Below are 18,155 nucleotides of genomic sequence, written 5' to 3' on the forward strand. Positions count from 1 at the left end.
CCGTTCAGGCGCCATTCAGCAGGGCGGTCGGCACCATAAGCCGGCGTCCCTTACCTGACAGGTCAACCGATGGATCACCGCAACCGTTTTCGCCTGGAATCCCTAGGGATTTTCCTGTTTGCCCTGTTGCTGTTCACATTGGGGATCTGGAATCAGCAACCCGAAGGGTTTGACGGGCGCTGGGCGCTGTTCCTGCAAGAAATGTTTCGCCATGGCCCGAGCTTTTTTCCTACCACTTACGGCCAGCCCTACGCCGACTACCCGGGCACCGCGACGTTTCTGAGTTACGTATTTGCCCGGCTGTTCGTCGCTCCCAATCACCTGGCGAATGTGCTGCCCACCGCCCTGGCCTCCGCGGGGGTGGTTGCCCTGATCTATCGCTTGCTGGTTCCCGCAAATCGCCAATGGGCGTTGCTCACCGTGCTGCTGACCTTGCTCACCACCCAGTTGTTGGAAAAGTCCCGCTCGGTGTGCCTGGACCAGATGGTGGCGTTGCTCTGCGTGGGCAGTTTTTACCTGCTGCACAGCGGCGGGCGCTTGAGGCAGCTTGCGGTGTTCCCGTTGTTTGTCTTGGGCTTTGCGATACGCGGGCCATTGGGGTTGATCGAGGTCTGCGGGGTGGTGTGCGTGTATTGGGCGCTGGGCAAACCTGGAGAGCGGCTCAAGCAAGTGTTGACTCACGGCATCATCGGCCTGGTGTTGCTGGCCGCGTGCTGGTGGCTGCTGGTGAAACTGGCGCGTATCAGTGGAGGTGCTGCATTTGCCGATGAAGTGTTCAAGATGCAGGTGGGCGGGCGCCTCGATGAAACCGGCGAGCCGTTCTATTTCTATTTCCAGTTGAGTTTGTACCGCTACTTTCCTGTGGTGCCATTGGCCCTGGCCACGATGGTTGCGCTACGTCATCGCTGGTTCGAGCGGTTCGAGGGCGATGTGCAATTGCTGACGCGCCTCGGTGCGTGCGGCTTGATGATTTTGCTCGGGCTGTCGGTGCCGCGCTTCAAGCGCGCCTACTACATCTTGCCGATGGTGCCGATGTTCGCGGCTGTCGCGGCCTATGGGCTGCTCCAGGCGCAAGGCTGGTTCAAGGGCGTGCGCCGTTGCTACGAAGTGCTTGTCGCTGCGCTGCCGGCGTTGTGTGCGGTGGCGCTGCTGGTCTGCCGGCATGGGTGGCAGAAGCATGGTTACTGGCCGGACGTTTCGCTGCCGTTGCTGATGGGCGTGCTGCTGGTGTTGCAAGTGGCGGCGCTGTTCGCCTGGCGTCGGGAGGCGCGGTTGGTATGGCTCAGCCTGATCGGCTTGTTGGCGCAATGGTTACTGCTGGTGGCTGTGGTGGAGCCGGCCAAGGATTTACAGTTCGATACGCGGCAGTTTGTCGGCCAGGTGGAAGCGCTGCGTGCCGCCACGCCTGGGCCGTTGGTGTTTGTCGATCTGGGCCGGGATACCTGGGCGGTGCGCTACATGATGAACCTGGATCATGATGAGCAACCGGTGTTTGTCGGCACTGCAGAGGTTGAGCGTTTGAATTCGTTGCCGCGTCCGTCGTGGGTCATTGTGGCGCGCAAGGATACGAAATTGCTGAAGGAGACACCCCTTGAGCAACTGACTCCACGCTTTGAGGGGCGGTTGAACGACAATCCATTGAGAGTGTTTTTGCTGAACTGATCGAGCGCTCTCGACATGAAGTCAGAGCGGTATGTCAGTGGAACGCTCTCGTCATAGGTAGGGCTTATCCAGTTGCTCAGGGATAAAGCCCTCGTCGCGCAGTGACTTGATCACGCCTCTGATCAGGTAGTTGTTTGAGAATCCAATCGTGTATTGCCGCGCACCTGTACTGATGGGAAGCAGCATGCCTTGATCGACCAGTTTTTTGATCTGGTAGGTTCTCTGTGGTGCGGACAGCTTTGGCAGGACGTCGGCGATATCGCTTGATTTGACTACTTTCAGGTGAATAACCGTCGTCAGGATTTTCTCTTCCAGGGGTGTTATCCATTCGCGCTCCCTCGCCAATGAGACGGTCGGGACGAGGATATGCCTGGTCAAGTAGTCGTAGTCGGTAAGCCGGTTCACTTTTTCCAGTTCATCCCTGATGCCTGCGAGGACATACGTGCACCAGGCTTCAAGGCCTTCTTTGGTGCCCGTATCAGCAGTGGAAAGCATTGCATAATATTTTTCACGATCAATGCAGAACACTGCCGTGGGGTTGAGTACCCGGCCCCCTGTACTGACATTGAAGCCGTATTTCATCAGCAGGGCATAGGTTAGAAGGCGTACCACACGACCGTTGCCGTTGCCGAATGGATGGATCCAACCGAATCGATGATGGGCCAGGGCGACCTTCATCAAATCATATTTAGGCGCATCTTGTTTGTTCACAAAGGCGACCAGCTCCTGCATGTAGGCCGGCACCATCACTGCATCAGGCGGCAGGTGGACTGACTGCGCAATACGCACGCCCGACTCGCGATAAGCCCCTGGCGTACGGTCACCCTCGCGTTGAAGGCCTTGAACGGTGATGGAGTGAAGCTCTCGAATGGCAAATTCGGTGAGGTCCTCGCCTGGCTGTACGATGCTTTCAACGTAGTCCATGGCTTTTTCGATATTCGCGATTTCTCGCAACTGATCAGACCCCTCTGCTGTTCCGTCAACCTTGCTTTCGATGTAGTCGGCAAGCGTTGTATGGTTGCCTTCAATACGAGCGGAGCCCAGGCTTTCCAGTGTATGAAAAAGCTCTTTTAGCTGGAGGAAAACAGCCGGTGGCGTATCGCCGCCTAGCTGAAGGCGGCGCAGGTGTTCCAGCTCGCTCAGGATATCAACCAGGCCCGAGTCGAATGAGGGGTTCAAAAGCTCCAGATCGTGGTGAAAGAACTCGGCCATGTCGAAAAATATCTCTAAGCGATTTTTTGATTATCTCAAATAGAGGGTGCTCTAATGCCCGTAAATTGGGCATTGAGGGACTATTCAGGGCCTACACTATCTCAAAATAGCCGTTCAGATAAGTCAAAAGCATCTCAAATGAAACTGCATTCAGTCTTTAAGGAGGGCGCCACCGGCCAGACCATCATCTTTCACTTCGCCAGGAATATTCCCGAGCCGAGCAACCCCTCTGACAGCGCAGCAGTGATAGGCCAGGAGATACCGCCGCTGATGGAAGTATTCCCGCTTTATCGGCCGTAGCGCCGGTTAGCGGGTAGCGCGGATCGATTCGAAGGCGGTGATCGCCACTTGGAGGTCGGAAACGAAAAAACCCCTGAGACCTTGCGGAATCAGGGGTTTCGGTATTAGTGGTGCCCAGAGACGGAATCGAACCGCCGACACGGGGATTTTCAATCCCCTGCTCTACCGACTGAGCTATCTGGGCAACGGGGCGCATTAAACGGGTTTTTCAGGGGGTCGTCAAGCAAGTTTTCAAAAAATATTTAATTATTACCGTCGCTTACGTGCCGATCCTGGTTTTTGCTCAATTATTGAGCAGGCGGCACGTAGCCGTCGGCCTTGGCGTAATCTTCGCCGGAAAAGAACTTGTCCATCTCGCCCTGCAGGTATTTGCGGTCTTCGGCGTTCATCATGTTCAGGCGTTTTTCGTTGATCAGCAGGGTCTGGTGTTTTTGCCAGTCGCCCCACGCCTTGGCGGAGACATTGTCGTAAATGTCCTGGCCTTTGGCGCCCGGAAACGGCGCTTTTTCCAATCCGGACAGTTCTTCTTTGTACTTGCGGCACATTACGGTGCGGGTCATGACGACACTCCTGCATTCAATACGTCGGCCGCGCGCTTGAGCAGTTTCTTGACCGGGGCGGCAAGGCCCAGGCGCGGCGGGGTGGCGAGGTTATACCAGAGCCAGTCGGCCTCGGCCACGTGATGGGCGGATTCCTCGACCTGGACCAACCAGGGTTCGATGGCCAACTGAAAGTGGCTGAAGGTGTGGATCAGCCCCGGCAGTTCCTGTTGCTTGCCCAGTGCCAGCGCGTGCTGGTGGGCCAAGTGTTCGAGGTCTGTCAGGTCGTCCAGTTCCGGCAAGCTCCACAAACCGCCCCACAGGCCCGTCGAAGGGCGGCGATAAAGCAGAATCGCGCCTTCGGCATTGGCCAGCAGCGGCATCAGCGTGCGCTTCTGTGGGATGGTCTTGCGTGGCTTGGGGATCGGGTAGCGCGTCTCCAGGCCGAGCATGTGGGCTTCGCAGCCTTTTCCCAGCGGGCACAGCAGGCAGCTGGGTTTGCTGCGGGTGCAGAGGGTGGCGCCCATGTCCATCATCGCCTGGGTGTAGGCGTTGACGCGATCATGGGGCGTGAAGCGTTCCGCGGTGGCCCACAGCTGCTTGGCCACCTTGGGTTCGCCCGGGTAGCCCTCCTGCGCGGTAAAGCGGGCCAGTACGCGCTTGACGTTGCCGTCGAGGATCGGCGCGCGCAGACCCATGCTCAGGCTGGCGATCGCACCGGCGGTGGACAGGCCTATGCCGGGCAGCTCGGTGAGTTTCTCGACATCCTTGGGAAACTCGCCGCCGTACTCGGCCACGATAATCTTGGCGGTCTTTTGCAGGTTGCGCGCCCGGGTGTAGTAACCCAGGCCGGTCCACAAATGCAGCACTTCATCTTCCGGCGCGGCGGCCAGGGCTTCGACCGTCGGCAGCGAGGCCATGAACCGGTCGAAGTAATTGAGCACGGTGCTCACCTGAGTCTGTTGCAGCATGATTTCCGAGACCCACACCCGGTAAGGCGTGATGCCCTGTTGCCAGGGCAGGTCATGGCGACCGTGGCGGTCGTACCAGGTAAGCACCGCCTCTGAAAATTGCTCGTTTCTCATCGGTTGAACAGGCCTTTCAGTGCGTCTTTGAGCTTCGGATTGACCTTGTCGAGTTTCTCTTCCAGCTTCTCGTTGAGGCGGTTGCCGGCAGCCTTGATCGCGACCTGGCCCAGGCCGTCCTTGTCCAGGCGGCACGCCTTGGCGCCCAGTTCCAGCGGGCCACGGCAGCGCAGCGGTACTTCGATGCCCTGGAAATTGGAGCCTACTTCACAGGCCGGGTCCGGCACTTCGCGCTGGTCGCCTTCGACGATGATGCCGACGCGATAGTCCATGCCCAGTACACGCAAGTCGATGTCACCGTTGCCGTTGACCGCGAGGCCCGGAATGCGCACTTTCAGGTCCGGGTTGCTGGCCACGCCGTTACGCAAGGTCAGGTTGCCCTTGAGTTCCTGGAAGGGGGTGTCCTTGGCCCGTGGCTCGTTGGCCAGGGTCTTGCGGTTGAGCAGGGCGATGCCGGTGCACAGTTGCTGTTCAAGGTTGGCGTTGAGCAATACACCATTATTGATCACGAAACTGGCGGTGCCGTTGAGGCTGTCGATCAGCGCTTTCTGGCTATTGCCGCGGCCCGTGAGGTTGCTGTCGAGGGTGACCTGGCCTTTTACCGGAGGGTTCTGCCCCTGGGCTTGCAGGATGCGTTCGATCGGCACTTGCTTGATGCGGCTTTGCAGCGCCAGCAGCGGAATATCCTGGCGCACGTCAAGGCTGCCGTTGGCCTGGAACGTGCCGTTGTAGAGGCCGCCGCTGAGGGTGTCGAGCTTGAGCTGGCCATCGATGCCGGAAGCCTTGAGCGCCGCGTTCTGGATCGGCAGTTGGCTCAGGGTCAGTTGGCCGAACGCGAGGTCGGCATCCACATCCAGCGTGCGCAGGCGGGTCAGCGGCAGCAACTTGTCGGTGCTCCAGGCGCCTTTGGTGGGGGCGTCGGGCAGCGGTGTGGTGCCGCCGGCAGCCATGGCCCCGGCTTCGCTGTTCTGCACTTCGGCCTGGCGGGCGGCGGTCGCGCCTTTGGCGGATTCAGACTTTGCCGGCAGGTAATTGTCGGCGTTGAAGGTGTCGGCCTTGAGCTGAACGCGCAGCGATTGCTTGGCGAAATCGTCGACGGCCACGCGACCGGTGAAGGTGCTGCCGTCGAGTTTCAGGTTCAGGTCTTCCAGCGCCACGCTGCTCGGTGTGCCCTTGAGGCGGCTGACCAGTTCGACCTTGCTCAGGCTGCCCTCGGCCATCGGCGGCAACGGGTGGCCGACACTGTCGAGGAACTTGGCCAGGTCGAACTGGGCGATGGACAGGGCGCCGCTCAGTTGCGGGGTCTTGTCCAGGTCGTTGACCTTCAGCTCGCCCAGGGCGCGCAGTTGGTTGGCCGACAGCTTCATGTTGGTCCATTCGGCGATGTTGGCCGCCTGGTCGACGAGGAGTTGGCCCTGGGTCGAAAAGGTCACGGTCTTGCCTTGCAGCGGCTCGCCTGTGGCTTCGCCGGTGACTTTCAGGTCTTCAAGCTGGTAGCGCTTGAGCGCACGCTGGATGCGCAGGTTGCCGTTGAGCTCGGTCTTGACCCGCATCACCGGCTGGTTGCTGCCGAAGAAAGCGGTGAGTTTCACCGGAATGCTGGCACCTTCATGCACGGCGCCGGTACTGAGCTGGATACTCTCGGCGCTGAACTGCTTGCCGGTCTGCTCATCGTTGTATTCGATGCGGGCGTTGTTGACCGTCAGGCTGTCGATGTCCAGGCGGATCGGCTGGGTCGGCTTCTCCGGTTTGGCCTCGGGCGCAGGTGCTGACGGGGCAGGGGTGTCAGCGCCCGCCACCGGGGCGTTCTTGCCGATGTCTTCCCAGTTGCCATGGCCTTGCTTGTCGCGGTTGAGGCGCAGGTTCAGGCCCTCGACACGCACATCGCTCATCTGCACTTCGCGGCGCAGCAGCGGCAGCACGCGCACCGACAGGCCGAGCATCTGCAAGTCAGCGAAAGGTTGAGTCGGGTTGGTCAGGGTTGCCACGCTGGCGTCGTGCAGTTCAAGGCCGAGCCAGGGGAACAGGCTCCAGCCGATATCGCCGTTGAGCGTCAGCTCGATGTGGGCCTTGTCGCGGGCAATCTGGCGAATCTCGTCTTTGTAATCGTTGGGATCGAAGAGATGGGTCAGGGCAAAGCCTAGAGCCACAATGATCAGCAACAGCCCGAGGAGTACCAGACCCAGGATTTTGCCGAACGCTTTCATGGGCGAGTCCTTGTATGTCGATTTGAAAATTCAGCCGCAGAGTATAACGCCCGACGGCCTGCGTCAGTTCACCGATCGTTACATTGTATCCGCAGGCAGGGGCACGGGATTCTGGCGCCAGAAAAACAAAAATCGCAAAAAGATGATGTCATTTTGGTTTTTCTGTCACTCACTGATGCTAATCTTCGCCCCGTTCGTTCGCCTTCTGCGACGTATCGTCGCGCGTAAATGGAGCTTCACTCAACAAAAACGGCCACGCTTTGCGTGCAAGGCCGAGGGAGAGCGCGCCTGACGGACACATACTAACAACTGGGGGAAACACCAATGAGCACTAGCACTGCGGCAGCTTCAACTGCCGTAAAGCCTGCGTTCCTGTCCAAGGAGCGCATTATCGCCAAGCCCGGCTTCAACCGCTGGCTGGTTCCACCGGCCGCCCTGGCGATCCACTTGTGCATCGGCATGGCCTACGGTTTCTCGGTGTTCTGGCTGCCGCTGTCCAAGGCGCTGGGCATCACCAAACCGGTCGCGTGCGCGCCGGACATGAGCTTTATCGCCCAGGTCTTCTCGTCCCAATGCGACTGGCCCATCTCCATGCTGGGCTGGATCTACACCCTGTTTTTCATCTTCCTGGGCTGCTCGGCGGCGATCTGGGGCGGCTGGCTGGAACATGCCGGGCCACGCAAGGCCGGCGTTGTGTCGGCGCTGTGCTGGTGCGGCGGCCTGCTGATCTCGTCGCTGGGTATCTATACCCACCAGATCTGGTTGATGTGGATCGGCTCCGGGGTCATCGGCGGTATCGGCCTGGGCCTGGGTTATATCTCGCCCGTGTCGACCCTGATCAAGTGGTTCCCGGACAAGCGCGGCATGGCCACCGGCATGGCGATCATGGGCTTCGGCGGCGGCGCGATGGTCGGTGCACCCCTGGCCGCAGCGCTGATGGGGCACTTTGCGTCGCCGACCAGCGTGGGCGTCTGGCAGAGCTTCCTGGTGATGGCCGCGATCTACTTCGTGTTCATGATCGGCGGCGCGCTGTCCTATCGCGTTCCACCGACCGGCTGGAAGCCTGAGGGCTGGACCGCGCCGGCGAAAAAAGCCAGCAATGCGATGATCACCCACCGTCACGTGCACGTGAACGTAGCGTGGAAAACCCCGCAGTTCCGCCTGGTGTGGCTGGTGCTGTGCCTGAACGTATCCGCTGGCATCGGCATCCTCGGCATGGCTTCGCCACTGCTGCAGGAAGTGTTTGGCGGCAAGCTGCTGGGCGTGGACGTGCCGTTCGGCCAGCTGGACGCGGGGCAATTAGCGTCCATCGCGGCCATCGCGGCAGGTTTCACCGGTCTGTTGAGTTTGTTCAACATCGGTGGCCGCTTCTTCTGGGCGTCGTTCTCCGACTACCTGGGCCGTAAAAACACCTACTTCGTGTTCTTCGCCCTGGGCTTTGCCCTGTACGCGCTGATCCCGAACCTGGGCCACCTGGGTAACGTCGCGCTGTTCGTGGCGGCGTTCTGCATCATCCTGTCGATGTACGGCGGTGGGTTTGCGACCGTTCCGGCCTACCTGGCGGATCTGTTCGGTACGCAGATGGTCGGCGCGATCCATGGTCGCTTGCTGACGGCTTGGGCTGCCGCGGGCGTATTGGGCCCGGTGCTGGTGAACTACCTGCGTGAATATCAGCTGAGCATCGGCGTTGAACGCGCTGCCGCCTACGACATCACGTTGTATATCCTCGCCGGTTTGCTGGTGCTGGGTTTCATCTGCAACCTGCTGGTTCGCCCAGTGGCCGACAAGTACTTCATGACCGACGCGGAACTTGCCGCCGAACAGGCGCTGGGCCATGACAAAGGTGCGGATGCGACCACTTCCCTGGAGTGGAAAGCAGCCTCCGGCACCGTGCCGTTGGCGATCGCAGCCTGGCTGGTGGTGGGTATTCCGTTGGCGTGGGGTGTGTGGGTGACCCTGCAGAAGACGGCGGTGTTGTTCCACTAAACACCGCAAGACGCTGGTGGGCCCGCTTCCTGTGGGAGCTGGCTTGCCTGCGATGCACATAGGTATCTACACAATTTTCAAAGGCTGACAAATCTCCCTGTAGTGAGCGGGCTTGTCCCGCGCTGGGTGGCGAAGCCGCCCCAAACCAGGCAACTCGGTTTTTCTGTAAACCGGTGGTGACTGTATTAGGGCGGCTTCGTCACCCAGCGCGGGACAAGCCCGCTCACTACAAATGTGTAGATACCTATGCTGCGATGCAGGCACCTCGGTCATTCAGACACACCGAGGTGATGCCATCGCGGGCAAGCCCGGCTCCCATGCGCTGTAAGCTGGCTTTGGCTTGTATGCACATGTCTATCTCCGACACTCCATCAGTCTTATCCCCTCCGATGTTTCTGTTTAGCGCCCGCGCCCCTATAATGGCTGCCTTTTTCGCCCAATGATTTGCGGAGCTGGTGATGGTCGAACGTATGGCGTCCGTCGAGCGCGACACTCTGGAAACCCAGATCAAAGCCTCGATCAACCTGGATGGCACCGGAAAGGCCCGATTCGATATCGGTGTACCTTTTCTTGAGCACATGCTGGACCAGATCGCCCGTCACGGGCTGATCGACCTGGATATCGTCAGCAAGGGCGACCTGCATATCGACGACCACCACACGGTGGAAGACGTAGGCATCACCCTCGGCCAGGCCTTTGCCAAGGCCATCGGCGACAAAAAAGGTATCCGTCGCTACGGCCACGCCTATGTGCCGCTGGACGAAGCGCTGTCGCGCGTAGTCATCGACTTCTCCGGCCGCCCGGGCCTGCAGATGCACGTGCCCTACACCCGCGCCACCGTGGGCGGCTTCGATGTCGACCTGTTCCAGGAATTCTTCCAAGGGTTCGTCAACCACGCACTGGTCAGCCTGCACATCGACAACCTGCGCGGCACCAACACCCACCACCAGATCGAAACCGTGTTCAAGGCATTCGGCCGCGCGCTGCGCATGGCCGTCGAGCTGGACGACCGCATGGCCGGGCAAATGCCGTCGACCAAGGGCGTCCTGTAATGCAGACGGTCGCGGTTATCGATTACGGCATGGGTAACCTGCACTCGGTGGCCAAGGCCCTCGAGCACGTAGGTGCCGGCAAGGTGCTGATCACCAGCGATGCCAACGTGATTCGCGAAGCCGACCGGGTCGTGTTTCCCGGCGTGGGCGCGATTCGCGACTGCATGGCCGAGATCCGCCGCCTGGGCTTTGACAGCCTGGTGCGCGAAGTCAGCCAGGACCGCCCGTTCCTCGGCATCTGCGTGGGCATGCAAGCCTTGCTCGACAGCAGTGAAGAGAACGACGGCGTTGACTGCATCGGCCTGTTCCCCGGCCAAGTGAAGTTCTTCGGCAAGGACCTGCATGAAGACGGCGCCCACTTGAAAGTCCCGCACATGGGCTGGAACGAAGTGAGCCAGCGCGTGGATCACCCGCTGTGGCACGAAGTGCCGGACATGGCGCGTTTCTATTTTGTGCACAGCTACTACATCGCCGCAGGTCTACCGGACCAGGTGGTGGGTGGCGGTCACTACGGCGTCGACTTCGCCGCGGCCTTGGCTGACGGTTCGCGGTTTGCGGTGCAGTTCCACCCGGAGAAGAGCCATACCCATGGCCTGCAATTGCTGCAGAACTTCGCCGCGTGGGACGGTCGTTGGTAATGGCCAAGAAAACGAAGCCGCCGATCTTGAACCTCACGCCCGACCAGGAGCGTGAGGCCACCCACAAGATCAAGCTGTTCATGGAAGACCGCTTCGAGCTCAAGCTGGGCTCGTTCGAGGTCGCCGAGATTCTCGAGCTGTTCACCACCGAAGTGGCGCCGCACTATTACAACAGGGCGATTTTCGATACGCAGACGCTCCTCAAAGAAAGGTTCGAAAGCATCGAAAGCGACCTGTGGTCGCTTGAGAAACCCTGATTTCCCAAGCATTGCTGAATATCGAATAAGGTTTGCCAGATGCTGATTATCCCCGCTATCGATCTCAAGGACGGCGCCTGCGTCCGTCTGCGCCAAGGCCGCATGGAAGATTCCACCGTGTTCTCCGACGACCCGGTGAGCATGGCTGCCAAATGGGTGGAAGGGGGCTGCCGTCGTCTGCATCTGGTGGACTTGAACGGCGCTTTCGAAGGCCAGCCGGTCAATGGCGAAGTCGTTACCGCCATCGCCAAGCGCTACCCGAACCTGCCGATCCAGATCGGCGGCGGTATCCGTTCCCTGGAAACCATCGAACACTACGTCAAAGCGGGTGTGAGCTACGTGATCATCGGCACCAAGGCCGTGAAAGACCCAGCCTTCGTTGCCCAAGCCTGCCGTGCGTTCCCAGGCAAAGTGATCGTCGGCCTGGATGCCAAGGACGGCTTCGTCGCCACCGACGGCTGGGCCGAGATCAGCACCGTGCAGGTGATTGACCTGGCCAAGCAGTTCGAAGCGGACGGGGTGTCCGCCATCGTTTATACCGACATCGCCAAAGACGGCATGATGCAGGGCTGCAATGTGCCGTTCACCGCCGCGCTGGCCGCTGCGACGAAGATTCCGGTGATCGCTTCCGGCGGCATTCACAACCTGGGCGACATCAAGTCGCTGCTGGACGCCAAGGCCCCCGGCATCATCGGCGCCATCACCGGCCGCGCGATCTACGAAGGTACCCTGGACGTCGCCGAAGCCCAGGCTTACTGCGATGCCTACAACGGCTGAGGACTGACCATGGCGCTGGCCAAACGCATCATCCCTTGCCTGGACGTCGACAACGGTCGCGTGGTCAAGGGCGTCAAGTTCGAGAACATCCGTGACGCCGGCGACCCGGTGGAAATCGCCCGTCGCTACGACGAGCAGGGCGCCGACGAGATTACCTTTCTCGACATCACCGCCAGCGTCGACGGCCGCGACACTACCTTGCATACCGTCGAGCGCATGGCCAGCCAGGTGTTCATCCCGCTGACCGTGGGCGGTGGCGTACGCACCGTGCAAGACATCCGCAACCTGCTCAATGCCGGCGCGGATAAGGTCTCGATCAACACGGCGGCGGTGTTCAACCCGGAGTTCGTCGGTGAAGCCGCGCAGCACTTCGGCTCGCAATGCATCGTGGTCGCCATCGACGCCAAGAAAGTTTCCGGCCCCGGCGAAACCCCACGCTGGGAGATCTTCACCCACGGCGGGCGCAAGCCGACCGGCCTGGACGCGGTAGAGTGGGCGATGAAGATGGAAGGCCTGGGCGCCGGTGAAATCCTGCTGACCAGCATGGACCAGGACGGCATGAAAAACGGCTTCGACCTGGGCGTAACCCGTGCCATCAGTGATGCGCTGGGCATTCCGGTGATTGCGTCCGGGGGTGTCGGCAACCTGCAACACTTGGCCGACGGCGTGATCGAAGGCCACGCCAGTGCGGTGCTGGCGGCGAGTATTTTTCACTTCGGCGAATACACGGTTCCCGAGGCCAAGGCGTACATGGCGGCGCGCGGTATCGTCGTGCGCTGAAGGGGCTGGACAGCATGGCAAGTGCGCGGCACTCTCTGCGCTTGCCATGGATCCCGGTAACTTTCATGTTCAAGCACCTGCTGCTCGCCCTCGCCAGTACGTCCCTCCTTTTGACAGCCCCGGCCCACGCCGATGGATCGTCCGGCGCCTCCCTGGTGCTGCTGACGGAAAACTTTCCGCCTTACAACATGGCGAAAAACGGCAAGAACTTCGCCAAGGACGAGAACATCGAAGGCATCGCCGCAGACATCGTGCGCGAGACCTTCAAGCGTGCCGGCATCTCCTACAACCTGACCCTGCGTTTCCCTTGGGAGCGAATCTACAAACTCGCCTTGGAAAAACCTGGCTACGGTGTGTTCGTGATGGCGCGCCTGCCTGATCGCGAAGCGCTGTTCAAATGGGTCGGCCCCCTGGGCCCGGATGATTGGGTGTTGCTGGCCAAGGCCGACAGCAAGATCCAGTTGGCCGATCTTGAGCACGCCCGGCGCTACAGGATCGGCGCCTACAGAGGTGATGCCATTGCCCAGACCCTGGAGAAACAGGGGCTCAACCCGATCGTTGCGCTGCGCGATCAGGACAACGCGCAAAAGCTGGTGGACGGCCAGATAGACCTGTGGGCCACCGGTGATCCGGCGGGCCGTTACCTGGCCCGCCAGGTCGGGGTGACCCAACTCAGGACGGTGTTGCGCTTTAACAGCGCCCAGCTTTATCTGGCGCTGAACAAAGAGGTGCCGGATGACGTGGTGGCCAGGCTGCAAGCGGCCCTCGATCAGTTACGGGATGAGGGTGTTGTCGATCAAATCATGGCCCGTTACCTCTAGATCCGGCTCCGCTTGAGGGGCTTCTACCGTTGCAATTGCCTCATCCGGCAGCGGCTCGGCGTCGGGAGACTCGCTCATATAAACGTGATCGCCATTGGCGTAGCTGACGGTCGCTGAAACCTGGCTGCCATCCTGACGCAGCAGGCAGTATTCACTGTGCAACAGGTAAGCAGCGACGGCCTTCCTCGGCGGGACATACGTGATAATTTCCAGGGGCGAGGAATGACTCCAGCCTTTCGCGGAGCGTTGGGTGTGCGTGAATTCACGACCCAGCTGCGCCGAAAAAATCATCTCAAACGCCTGTGGATGCGCAGGCCACTCTTTGCTCAAGTCGACGCTGGTGTTGAATGCCAAGGCCCTGGCGTTACCGCCCAGTTCGCCCTTGTCGGCCGTCCACATGAACGGCTGAGGGGTCGACCCGGTGTTGTGTCCGAAACCGGCGAGGCGATGACGGTCCGTGCGTTCGAGTCGATAGGTGGGCGACGCCTGAAGCTGTTCGACTGCGCTCAGTTCGGGGTCTTTTACACAGAACCACGGCAGCTCGCAGACTTGCAGCGTGGCGGCGTCTTCATTGTCAGAGGATGGGCTTTCATGCCCGGTGAGTGCGGGAGGTGGCGGCAGGTCGCTCAGTTGCGCGGTCAGCGCCAGGCGTAGCGAGTAGGTCTCGGTGCCTGGCTTGGCATAACTGTCATGGCCAAGGAAGGTACCGGGCGCCAGGTAAGCTTCACCGGCGGGCGCATCGGGCGGCGTGACCGACCAGAGGCTTAAATCGTTGGCCGAACCGCTGCCTTTGTCGTTCCAGATCAGCTCGCCCACTTGCGCCGTCACGATCAGGTCTTCTCGCACACAGCGCACGGCATGGCGCGAGGGTTTGTCGTAGCCGACGCCACACACCAGCCCCATCGTGACGTAGCCTTGCGGGGCAAGCGGGCGCCAGATGGAAAAGTTGGCATGCGCCCCAGTCCCTTCATCGTGCCACACCAGATGATAGTCAACGGGCGGACGCAGCGCCGTGCCGTCGGCCTTGTTCGCGTCGCTCACGACGGCGACGATCCTGCTTTGATTGATATTGCGATAGTGACCGACCGCAATATCACCCAAGGCGTAAAACGGGCTGAGTACATCGGACGTTGTGCTCGGCCGCCAGAAGCCGACGGCCTTGTGCGCGTGGGTTCCCTTGTCGTTCCACAGCGGCAGGAACTCGCTGGTAAAGCTGATGAGCAGGTCGTTGAATTGCAGAGGTTTCATGGAAGTCGCTCCAGTTGATTGGAGCATCAACTGTCGAGCAGTGAACGCATGGCCTGGCTGTATCTATTTACGCGCAGGAAGGTAGGTGCCGTTTTTGCCGTGGCCTGCCATCGCCTGGTTGCTGCGCACACTGATCATCAACCGGATATCGATCCACTCGACGCCCTGGGCCTTGAGTTTGGGCAACTCGCGCTCCAGGACCGCGAGGGTTTGCGGGTAGGGGTGGCCGATCATCACCGCGGAGCCCTGTTTGTGGGCCAGCTTGATTGCGGTTTGCAGTTGGGTGGTGATCGCCGCTTCGGTGCGTTCGTCATCGAGGAACACATCCCGCGAGACATGGGCCAGACCAATCCTCTGTGCCTCGGCCGCCGCGACAGTCTGCGCGCTGGTGCGGCTGTCGACAAAAAACTTGTTGCGTCGTTGCAGCTCGCTCATCAACCAGGCCATGGCCTGCGGTTGCGCGGTCATGCGGCTGCCCATGTGGTTGTTGATGCCGGCGGTGAAGGGTACGGCCTGGAATGCGGCGTCGAGGCGCTTGCCGAGTTCTTCGATGGAAAGTTCGGGGTGCCAGGCGAACGGGCCGGTGGCCGGGTCCATGGGCATGTGCAGGATCACGATTTTGCCGGCCTTGTGCGCTTCGCGGGCAAACTCGGCGGCGTGGGGCGTGTCGGGCATGATCGCCGTGGTCACCGGCCCGGGGAGAGCCAGCACGCGACGATCCCGGGGCAGGTTTTGCCCGAGGTCGTCGATGATCAGGGTGAGGTAGGCTTTTTGCGGCTCGCCGGCCGGGGTCGCATGGGCGACGCCGGCCAGGCTGCACAGCAAGGCGATGATCAGGGCAACGCGCATATCAACGGCTGCGCGTGATGCTCAGGCCCTTGAGCAGGCTCAGCGCCTGGGCCAGTTGGTAGTCATCGTCCTGGGGCATCGGCTTGGCTTTCTTACCGCTGTCTGTCGGTTGGTCGGCGCCGCCATTGCCATTACCCAGGTGACCTTGCAAGTCCGCCTCTTTGTAATACTCGCTGTCGATCTCGTTGGTGATCTTGGCCTTGCGCACCTCAATGTCGGGCACGATGCCTTGGGCCTGGATCGATCGGCCGTTCGGCGTGTAGTACAAGGCCGTGGTGATCTTCAATGCACGCTCGTTGTTCAGCGGCAGCACGGTTTGCACCGAGCCTTTGCCGAAGCTGTTGGTGCCCATCAGCACGCCGCGTTTCTGGTCTTGCAGGGCGCCGGCGACGATCTCCGAAGCCGAGGCGCTGCCGCCGTTGATCAGCACCGCCAGTGGCACGTTCTCGCTAAGGTCGTTGCCGGTGGCGGAGAAGCGCAGCTCGGAATTGGCGATGCGACCCTTGGTGTAGACAATAAGACCCTTGGTGATGAAGTGGTCGACCACTTCCACCGCCGACTGCAGCACGCCGCCCGGGTTGTTGCGCAGGTCGAGCACGATGCCGTTGAGCTTCTTGCCGTTGTCCTTGCGCAGCTTGGCCAGGGCCTTGGCCACTTCATCACCGGTCTTGACCTGGAACTGGGTGATACGGATGTAACCGTAGCCCGCCTCCAGCAACTGGCTCTTCACGCTCTTGACCACGATGGTCGCGCGGGTCAGCGTCACGTCGAACGGGTTGCCGCCGTCGCGCACCAGGGTCAGGGTGATCTTCTGCCCGATCTTGCCGCGCATCTTGTCGACGGCTTCGGTCATGGTCTGGCCACGGGTCGGCTGGCCGTTGATCTTGACGATAAAGTCACCGGCCTGGATACCGGCCTTGGACGCTGGCGTGTCGTCGATCGGCGACACTACCTTGATGTTGCCGTCTTCGGAGCCGACCTCGATGCCCAGGCCACCGAATTCACCGCTGGTGCTTTCCTGCAGCTCGGCGAAATCTTCCGGGCCCAGGTAGGCGGAGTGCGGGTCGAGGTTGCTGAGCATGCCCTTGATGGCATTTTCCAGCAGGGTCTTGTCGTCCACGGGTTCGACATAGGCTGCCTTGATCCGGTCCATGACCTCGGCAAAGGTGCGCAGCTCGTCCAGCGGCAACGGCGCCCTAGTGGTCGCGGCAGAGGTCGCGGCCGTGGCGGCGGGTGCAGCCGGGGCGGCCTGATCGGCGAAAGCCAGGGGCGCGCCGATCACCAGGGCGATCGTCAGGGCCAGCGAAGTGAGGCGGGACAAATGCAGCATGTCGAACGAACTCCTAATGTAGATGCGATCCTATCCTTGGGAACGGCACCATTGTGCGGGATCGCTCGGGCGACCCTGCTGACGAATAGCGAAGTACAGCGCCGGGGTGTCCTGGCCACCACTGTTACCGACAGTGGAGATGGACTCACCGGCTTTTACAACATCACCTGCCGACTTGAGTAATGTCTGATTGTGGCCATAAAGGCTCAAATAGCCATTCCCGTGGTCGAGAATCACCAGCAAACCGGCGCCGCGCAGCCAATCGGCAAACACCACGCGTCCACCGTGAACGGCATGCACCTGGCTGCCGGCGGAGGCGCTGATCATCACGCCATCCCACTTGGCGCGGGTGTCATCGCCACGGGTTTCACCAAAGCGTGCCAGTAATCGACCATCAACCGGCCACGGAAGTTTGCCGCGTGCTGAAGCAAAAGGGCCGCCGAACGACTCACCAGCACTGGAAACCAGTGGGCCAGGGGTTGCATGCGCCGGTTTGCGCGGTGCCGGTGCGTCCGAGGTGGCTGCCAGTTCGGCCTCACGCTGGCGCTTTTTTTCGGCTTCCTGCTGGGCGATCAGCGCTTTCTGCCGCGCTTCCTCCGCCTCACGTGCCTGGCGCGCCAGGGTTTCCTCGATGGTCTTGAGTACTTTGGCCAAGTCGGCCTGGTCCTGCTCGCGGGCCTGCAGCTTGGCGTCGCGGGCCTTTACGTCGTCATTGAGCTTGGCCAGGGCCAGCTGGCGCTCCTTGCGCACTTTGTCCAATTCGTTGCGCTGGGTGTCGAGGGCGCTTTTCTGGTCCTGCAACTGCGACTGCTGGTTGGCGATTTCCTGCTCGACGTTGACCAGCTGGCGCAGGGTCTCGTTGAAGCTTTTAAGCTGCTCCAGGCGCGCCTTGCTCAAGTAGTCGTAGTAGGTCAGGGTGCGCGCGAATTTCTCGGGGTTTTGCTGGTTGAGCAGCAGCTTGAGGTATTCCTGGCGGCCGTTCTGGTAGGCGGCGCGGGCCTGGATCGCGATCAAGCGTTGCTGTTCAACGCGTGCGCTCTGGAGTTTTTTTTTCTCAGCGTCGAGTCGCTCCAGTTCCGACTCGCTCTTCTTTAGTTCTTTTTGCAGCTCCTGGACCTGCTTCTCCAGCTTGCCCATTTCGGTTTCCGTGCCGCGCAGATCTTTCTGCACCCCGGACTTTTCTTCCTGGAGCTTGCCCAGCAGCTTCTTCAGCTCGGCAATGTCCTGACGCGTAGCGTCCAACTGTTGTTGGGTTTGTGCGCGCTCATCGGCAAACGCCGGTTGGAGCAGGCAGACAAGAGCAAGGGTAATCAAGGCGCGAAGCATAGAGGCGGGCGACACCAGGGAAAGGGACGGTCTAGTATGCCCGGCCCACGCTGCAAAAAAAACGCCTCAAAGCCAACTGCTTTGAG

General features: G+C 60.8%; 18 protein-coding genes and 1 tRNA gene. 10 read left to right on the top strand and 9 right to left on the bottom strand.

The window, feature by feature from the left end; translation table 11 throughout:
• The first annotated feature begins 69 nt into the window (after positions 1-69).
• Positions 70-1,662 (top strand): hypothetical protein, encoded by a 1,593-nt coding sequence (locus KVG91_RS14805; RefSeq protein ID WP_169377054.1) that lies wholly within the window; start codon positions 70-72, stop codon positions 1,660-1,662.
• Between the two features lie 51 nt (positions 1,663-1,713).
• Here the strand turns inward: KVG91_RS14805 and KVG91_RS14810 are convergent, their stop codons facing one another.
• Complete coding sequence (locus KVG91_RS14810) at positions 1,714-2,874, bottom strand: Fic family protein (RefSeq protein ID WP_169377055.1); 1,161 nt, start codon at positions 2,872-2,874, stop codon at positions 1,714-1,716.
• Between the two features lie 138 nt (positions 2,875-3,012).
• On the opposite strand from KVG91_RS14810, the gene KVG91_RS14815 reads away from it, so the two are divergent.
• A complete protein-coding gene (locus tag KVG91_RS14815) occupies positions 3,013-3,174 on the top strand; it encodes a hypothetical protein (RefSeq protein ID WP_169377056.1) in 162 nt (53 codons plus the stop codon).
• A 108-nt stretch (positions 3,175-3,282) separates the two neighbouring features.
• On the opposite strand, the gene KVG91_RS14820 is transcribed toward KVG91_RS14815, so the two are convergent.
• The 4 genes from KVG91_RS14820 to KVG91_RS14835 form a co-directional block, all read right to left on the bottom strand.
• A tRNA-Phe gene (locus KVG91_RS14820) sits at positions 3,283-3,358 on the bottom strand.
• 103 nt (positions 3,359-3,461) lie between these two features.
• Positions 3,462-3,734 carry an oxidative damage protection protein gene (locus KVG91_RS14825; RefSeq protein ID WP_076951645.1) on the bottom strand — a complete coding sequence of 91 codons (273 nt, stop codon included), beginning with the start codon at positions 3,732-3,734 and terminating at the stop codon, positions 3,462-3,464.
• Positions 3,731-4,798, bottom strand: coding sequence for an A/G-specific adenine glycosylase (gene mutY, locus KVG91_RS14830; protein ID WP_217894895.1), 1,068 nt, complete (start codon positions 4,796-4,798; stop codon positions 3,731-3,733). Before mutY ends, KVG91_RS14825 begins: the two co-directional genes overlap by 4 nt.
• Positions 4,795-7,005, bottom strand: coding sequence for an AsmA family protein (locus KVG91_RS14835; RefSeq protein ID WP_169377237.1), 2,211 nt, complete (start codon positions 7,003-7,005; stop codon positions 4,795-4,797). The genes mutY and KVG91_RS14835 overlap by 4 nt, the downstream gene beginning before the upstream one ends.
• Here KVG91_RS14835 and KVG91_RS14840 point away from each other — a divergent pair.
• From KVG91_RS14840 to KVG91_RS14875, 8 genes are all read left to right on the top strand, one after another.
• Positions 7,004-7,297, top strand: coding sequence for a hypothetical protein (locus KVG91_RS14840; protein WP_169377238.1), 294 nt, complete (start codon positions 7,004-7,006; stop codon positions 7,295-7,297). The genes KVG91_RS14835 and KVG91_RS14840 overlap by 2 nt on opposite strands.
• 32 nt (positions 7,298-7,329) lie before the next feature.
• Positions 7,330-8,991 carry an OFA family MFS transporter gene (locus KVG91_RS14845; protein WP_169377239.1) on the top strand — a complete coding sequence of 554 codons (1,662 nt, stop codon included), beginning with the start codon at positions 7,330-7,332 and terminating at the stop codon, positions 8,989-8,991.
• A gap of 458 nt (positions 8,992-9,449) precedes the next feature.
• Positions 9,450-10,043, top strand: coding sequence for an imidazoleglycerol-phosphate dehydratase HisB (hisB, locus tag KVG91_RS14850; RefSeq protein WP_003237513.1), 594 nt, complete (start codon positions 9,450-9,452; stop codon positions 10,041-10,043).
• Positions 10,043-10,681 carry an imidazole glycerol phosphate synthase subunit HisH gene (gene hisH, locus KVG91_RS14855; protein WP_169375848.1) on the top strand — a complete coding sequence of 213 codons (639 nt, stop codon included), beginning with the start codon at positions 10,043-10,045 and terminating at the stop codon, positions 10,679-10,681. The genes hisB and hisH overlap by 1 nt, the downstream gene beginning before the upstream one ends.
• The gene (locus KVG91_RS14860) at positions 10,681-10,938 is read left to right on the top strand and encodes a DUF2164 domain-containing protein (RefSeq protein ID WP_169375849.1); all 258 of its coding nucleotides are present in this window, start codon (positions 10,681-10,683) and stop codon (positions 10,936-10,938) included. Before hisH ends, KVG91_RS14860 begins: the two co-directional genes overlap by 1 nt.
• A gap of 39 nt (positions 10,939-10,977) precedes the next feature.
• Positions 10,978-11,715, top strand: a complete 738-nt coding sequence (gene hisA / locus KVG91_RS14865; protein ID WP_057025453.1) for a 1-(5-phosphoribosyl)-5-[(5-phosphoribosylamino)methylideneamino]imidazole-4-carboxamide isomerase — start codon at positions 10,978-10,980, stop codon at positions 11,713-11,715.
• A gap of 9 nt (positions 11,716-11,724) precedes the next feature.
• On the top strand, positions 11,725-12,495 hold the full coding sequence (gene hisF / locus KVG91_RS14870) for an imidazole glycerol phosphate synthase subunit HisF (protein WP_003171107.1): 771 nt from the start codon (positions 11,725-11,727) through the stop codon (positions 12,493-12,495).
• Positions 12,496-12,560: 65 nt separating this feature from the next.
• Positions 12,561-13,316, top strand: coding sequence for a substrate-binding periplasmic protein (locus tag KVG91_RS14875; protein ID WP_169375850.1), 756 nt, complete (start codon positions 12,561-12,563; stop codon positions 13,314-13,316).
• Here the strand turns inward: KVG91_RS14875 and KVG91_RS14880 are convergent.
• From KVG91_RS14880 to KVG91_RS14895, 4 genes are all read right to left on the bottom strand, one after another.
• A complete protein-coding gene (locus tag KVG91_RS14880) occupies positions 13,269-14,564 on the bottom strand; it encodes a Vps62-related protein (protein ID WP_169375851.1) in 1,296 nt (431 codons plus the stop codon). The genes KVG91_RS14875 and KVG91_RS14880 overlap by 48 nt on opposite strands.
• 63 nt (positions 14,565-14,627) lie before the next feature.
• Positions 14,628-15,413: a divergent polysaccharide deacetylase family protein gene (locus tag KVG91_RS14885; RefSeq protein ID WP_169375852.1), complete on the bottom strand. Its 786-nt coding sequence runs from the start codon at positions 15,411-15,413 to the stop codon at positions 14,628-14,630.
• Between the two features lies 1 nt (position 15,414).
• A complete protein-coding gene (locus KVG91_RS14890; protein WP_169375853.1) occupies positions 15,415-16,743 on the bottom strand; it encodes a S41 family peptidase in 1,329 nt (442 codons plus the stop codon).
• A 30-nt stretch (positions 16,744-16,773) separates the two neighbouring features.
• On the bottom strand, positions 16,774-18,069 hold the full coding sequence (locus KVG91_RS14895) for a murein hydrolase activator EnvC family protein (RefSeq protein ID WP_169375854.1): 1,296 nt from the start codon (positions 18,067-18,069) through the stop codon (positions 16,774-16,776).
• Positions 18,070-18,155: the final 86 nt, after the last annotated feature.

The organism is Pseudomonas azadiae, from assembly GCF_019145355.1.
GTDB classification, from domain to species: domain Bacteria; phylum Pseudomonadota; class Gammaproteobacteria; order Pseudomonadales; family Pseudomonadaceae; genus Aquipseudomonas; species Aquipseudomonas azadiae.

Coding starts and splice junctions, on each gene's coding strand:
- KVG91_RS14815 (WP_169377056.1), top strand. CDS start 3,013: ATGAAACTGCATTCAGTCTTTAAGGAGGGCGCCACCGGCCAGACCATC.
- KVG91_RS14835 (WP_169377237.1), bottom strand. CDS start 7,005: ATGAAAGCGTTCGGCAAAATCCTGGGTCTGGTACTCCTCGGGCTGTTG.
- KVG91_RS14885 (WP_169375852.1), bottom strand. CDS start 15,413: ATGCGCGTTGCCCTGATCATCGCCTTGCTGTGCAGCCTGGCCGGCGTC.
- KVG91_RS14880 (WP_169375851.1), bottom strand. CDS start 14,564: ATGAAACCTCTGCAATTCAACGACCTGCTCATCAGCTTTACCAGCGAG.
- mutY (WP_217894895.1), bottom strand. CDS start 4,798: ATGAGAAACGAGCAATTTTCAGAGGCGGTGCTTACCTGGTACGACCGC.
- hisH (WP_169375848.1), top strand. CDS start 10,043: ATGCAGACGGTCGCGGTTATCGATTACGGCATGGGTAACCTGCACTCG.
- KVG91_RS14840 (WP_169377238.1), top strand. CDS start 7,004: ATGGGCGAGTCCTTGTATGTCGATTTGAAAATTCAGCCGCAGAGTATA.
- KVG91_RS14805 (WP_169377054.1), top strand. CDS start 70: ATGGATCACCGCAACCGTTTTCGCCTGGAATCCCTAGGGATTTTCCTG.
- hisB (WP_003237513.1), top strand. CDS start 9,450: ATGGTCGAACGTATGGCGTCCGTCGAGCGCGACACTCTGGAAACCCAG.
- KVG91_RS14845 (WP_169377239.1), top strand. CDS start 7,330: ATGAGCACTAGCACTGCGGCAGCTTCAACTGCCGTAAAGCCTGCGTTC.
- KVG91_RS14860 (WP_169375849.1), top strand. CDS start 10,681: ATGGCCAAGAAAACGAAGCCGCCGATCTTGAACCTCACGCCCGACCAG.
- KVG91_RS14895 (WP_169375854.1), bottom strand. CDS start 18,069: ATGCTTCGCGCCTTGATTACCCTTGCTCTTGTCTGCCTGCTCCAACCG.
- KVG91_RS14890 (WP_169375853.1), bottom strand. CDS start 16,743: ATGCTGCATTTGTCCCGCCTCACTTCGCTGGCCCTGACGATCGCCCTG.
- KVG91_RS14875 (WP_169375850.1), top strand. CDS start 12,561: ATGTTCAAGCACCTGCTGCTCGCCCTCGCCAGTACGTCCCTCCTTTTG.
- KVG91_RS14825 (WP_076951645.1), bottom strand. CDS start 3,734: ATGACCCGCACCGTAATGTGCCGCAAGTACAAAGAAGAACTGTCCGGA.
- hisF (WP_003171107.1), top strand. CDS start 11,725: ATGGCGCTGGCCAAACGCATCATCCCTTGCCTGGACGTCGACAACGGT.
- hisA (WP_057025453.1), top strand. CDS start 10,978: ATGCTGATTATCCCCGCTATCGATCTCAAGGACGGCGCCTGCGTCCGT.
- KVG91_RS14810 (WP_169377055.1), bottom strand. CDS start 2,874: ATGGCCGAGTTCTTTCACCACGATCTGGAGCTTTTGAACCCCTCATTC.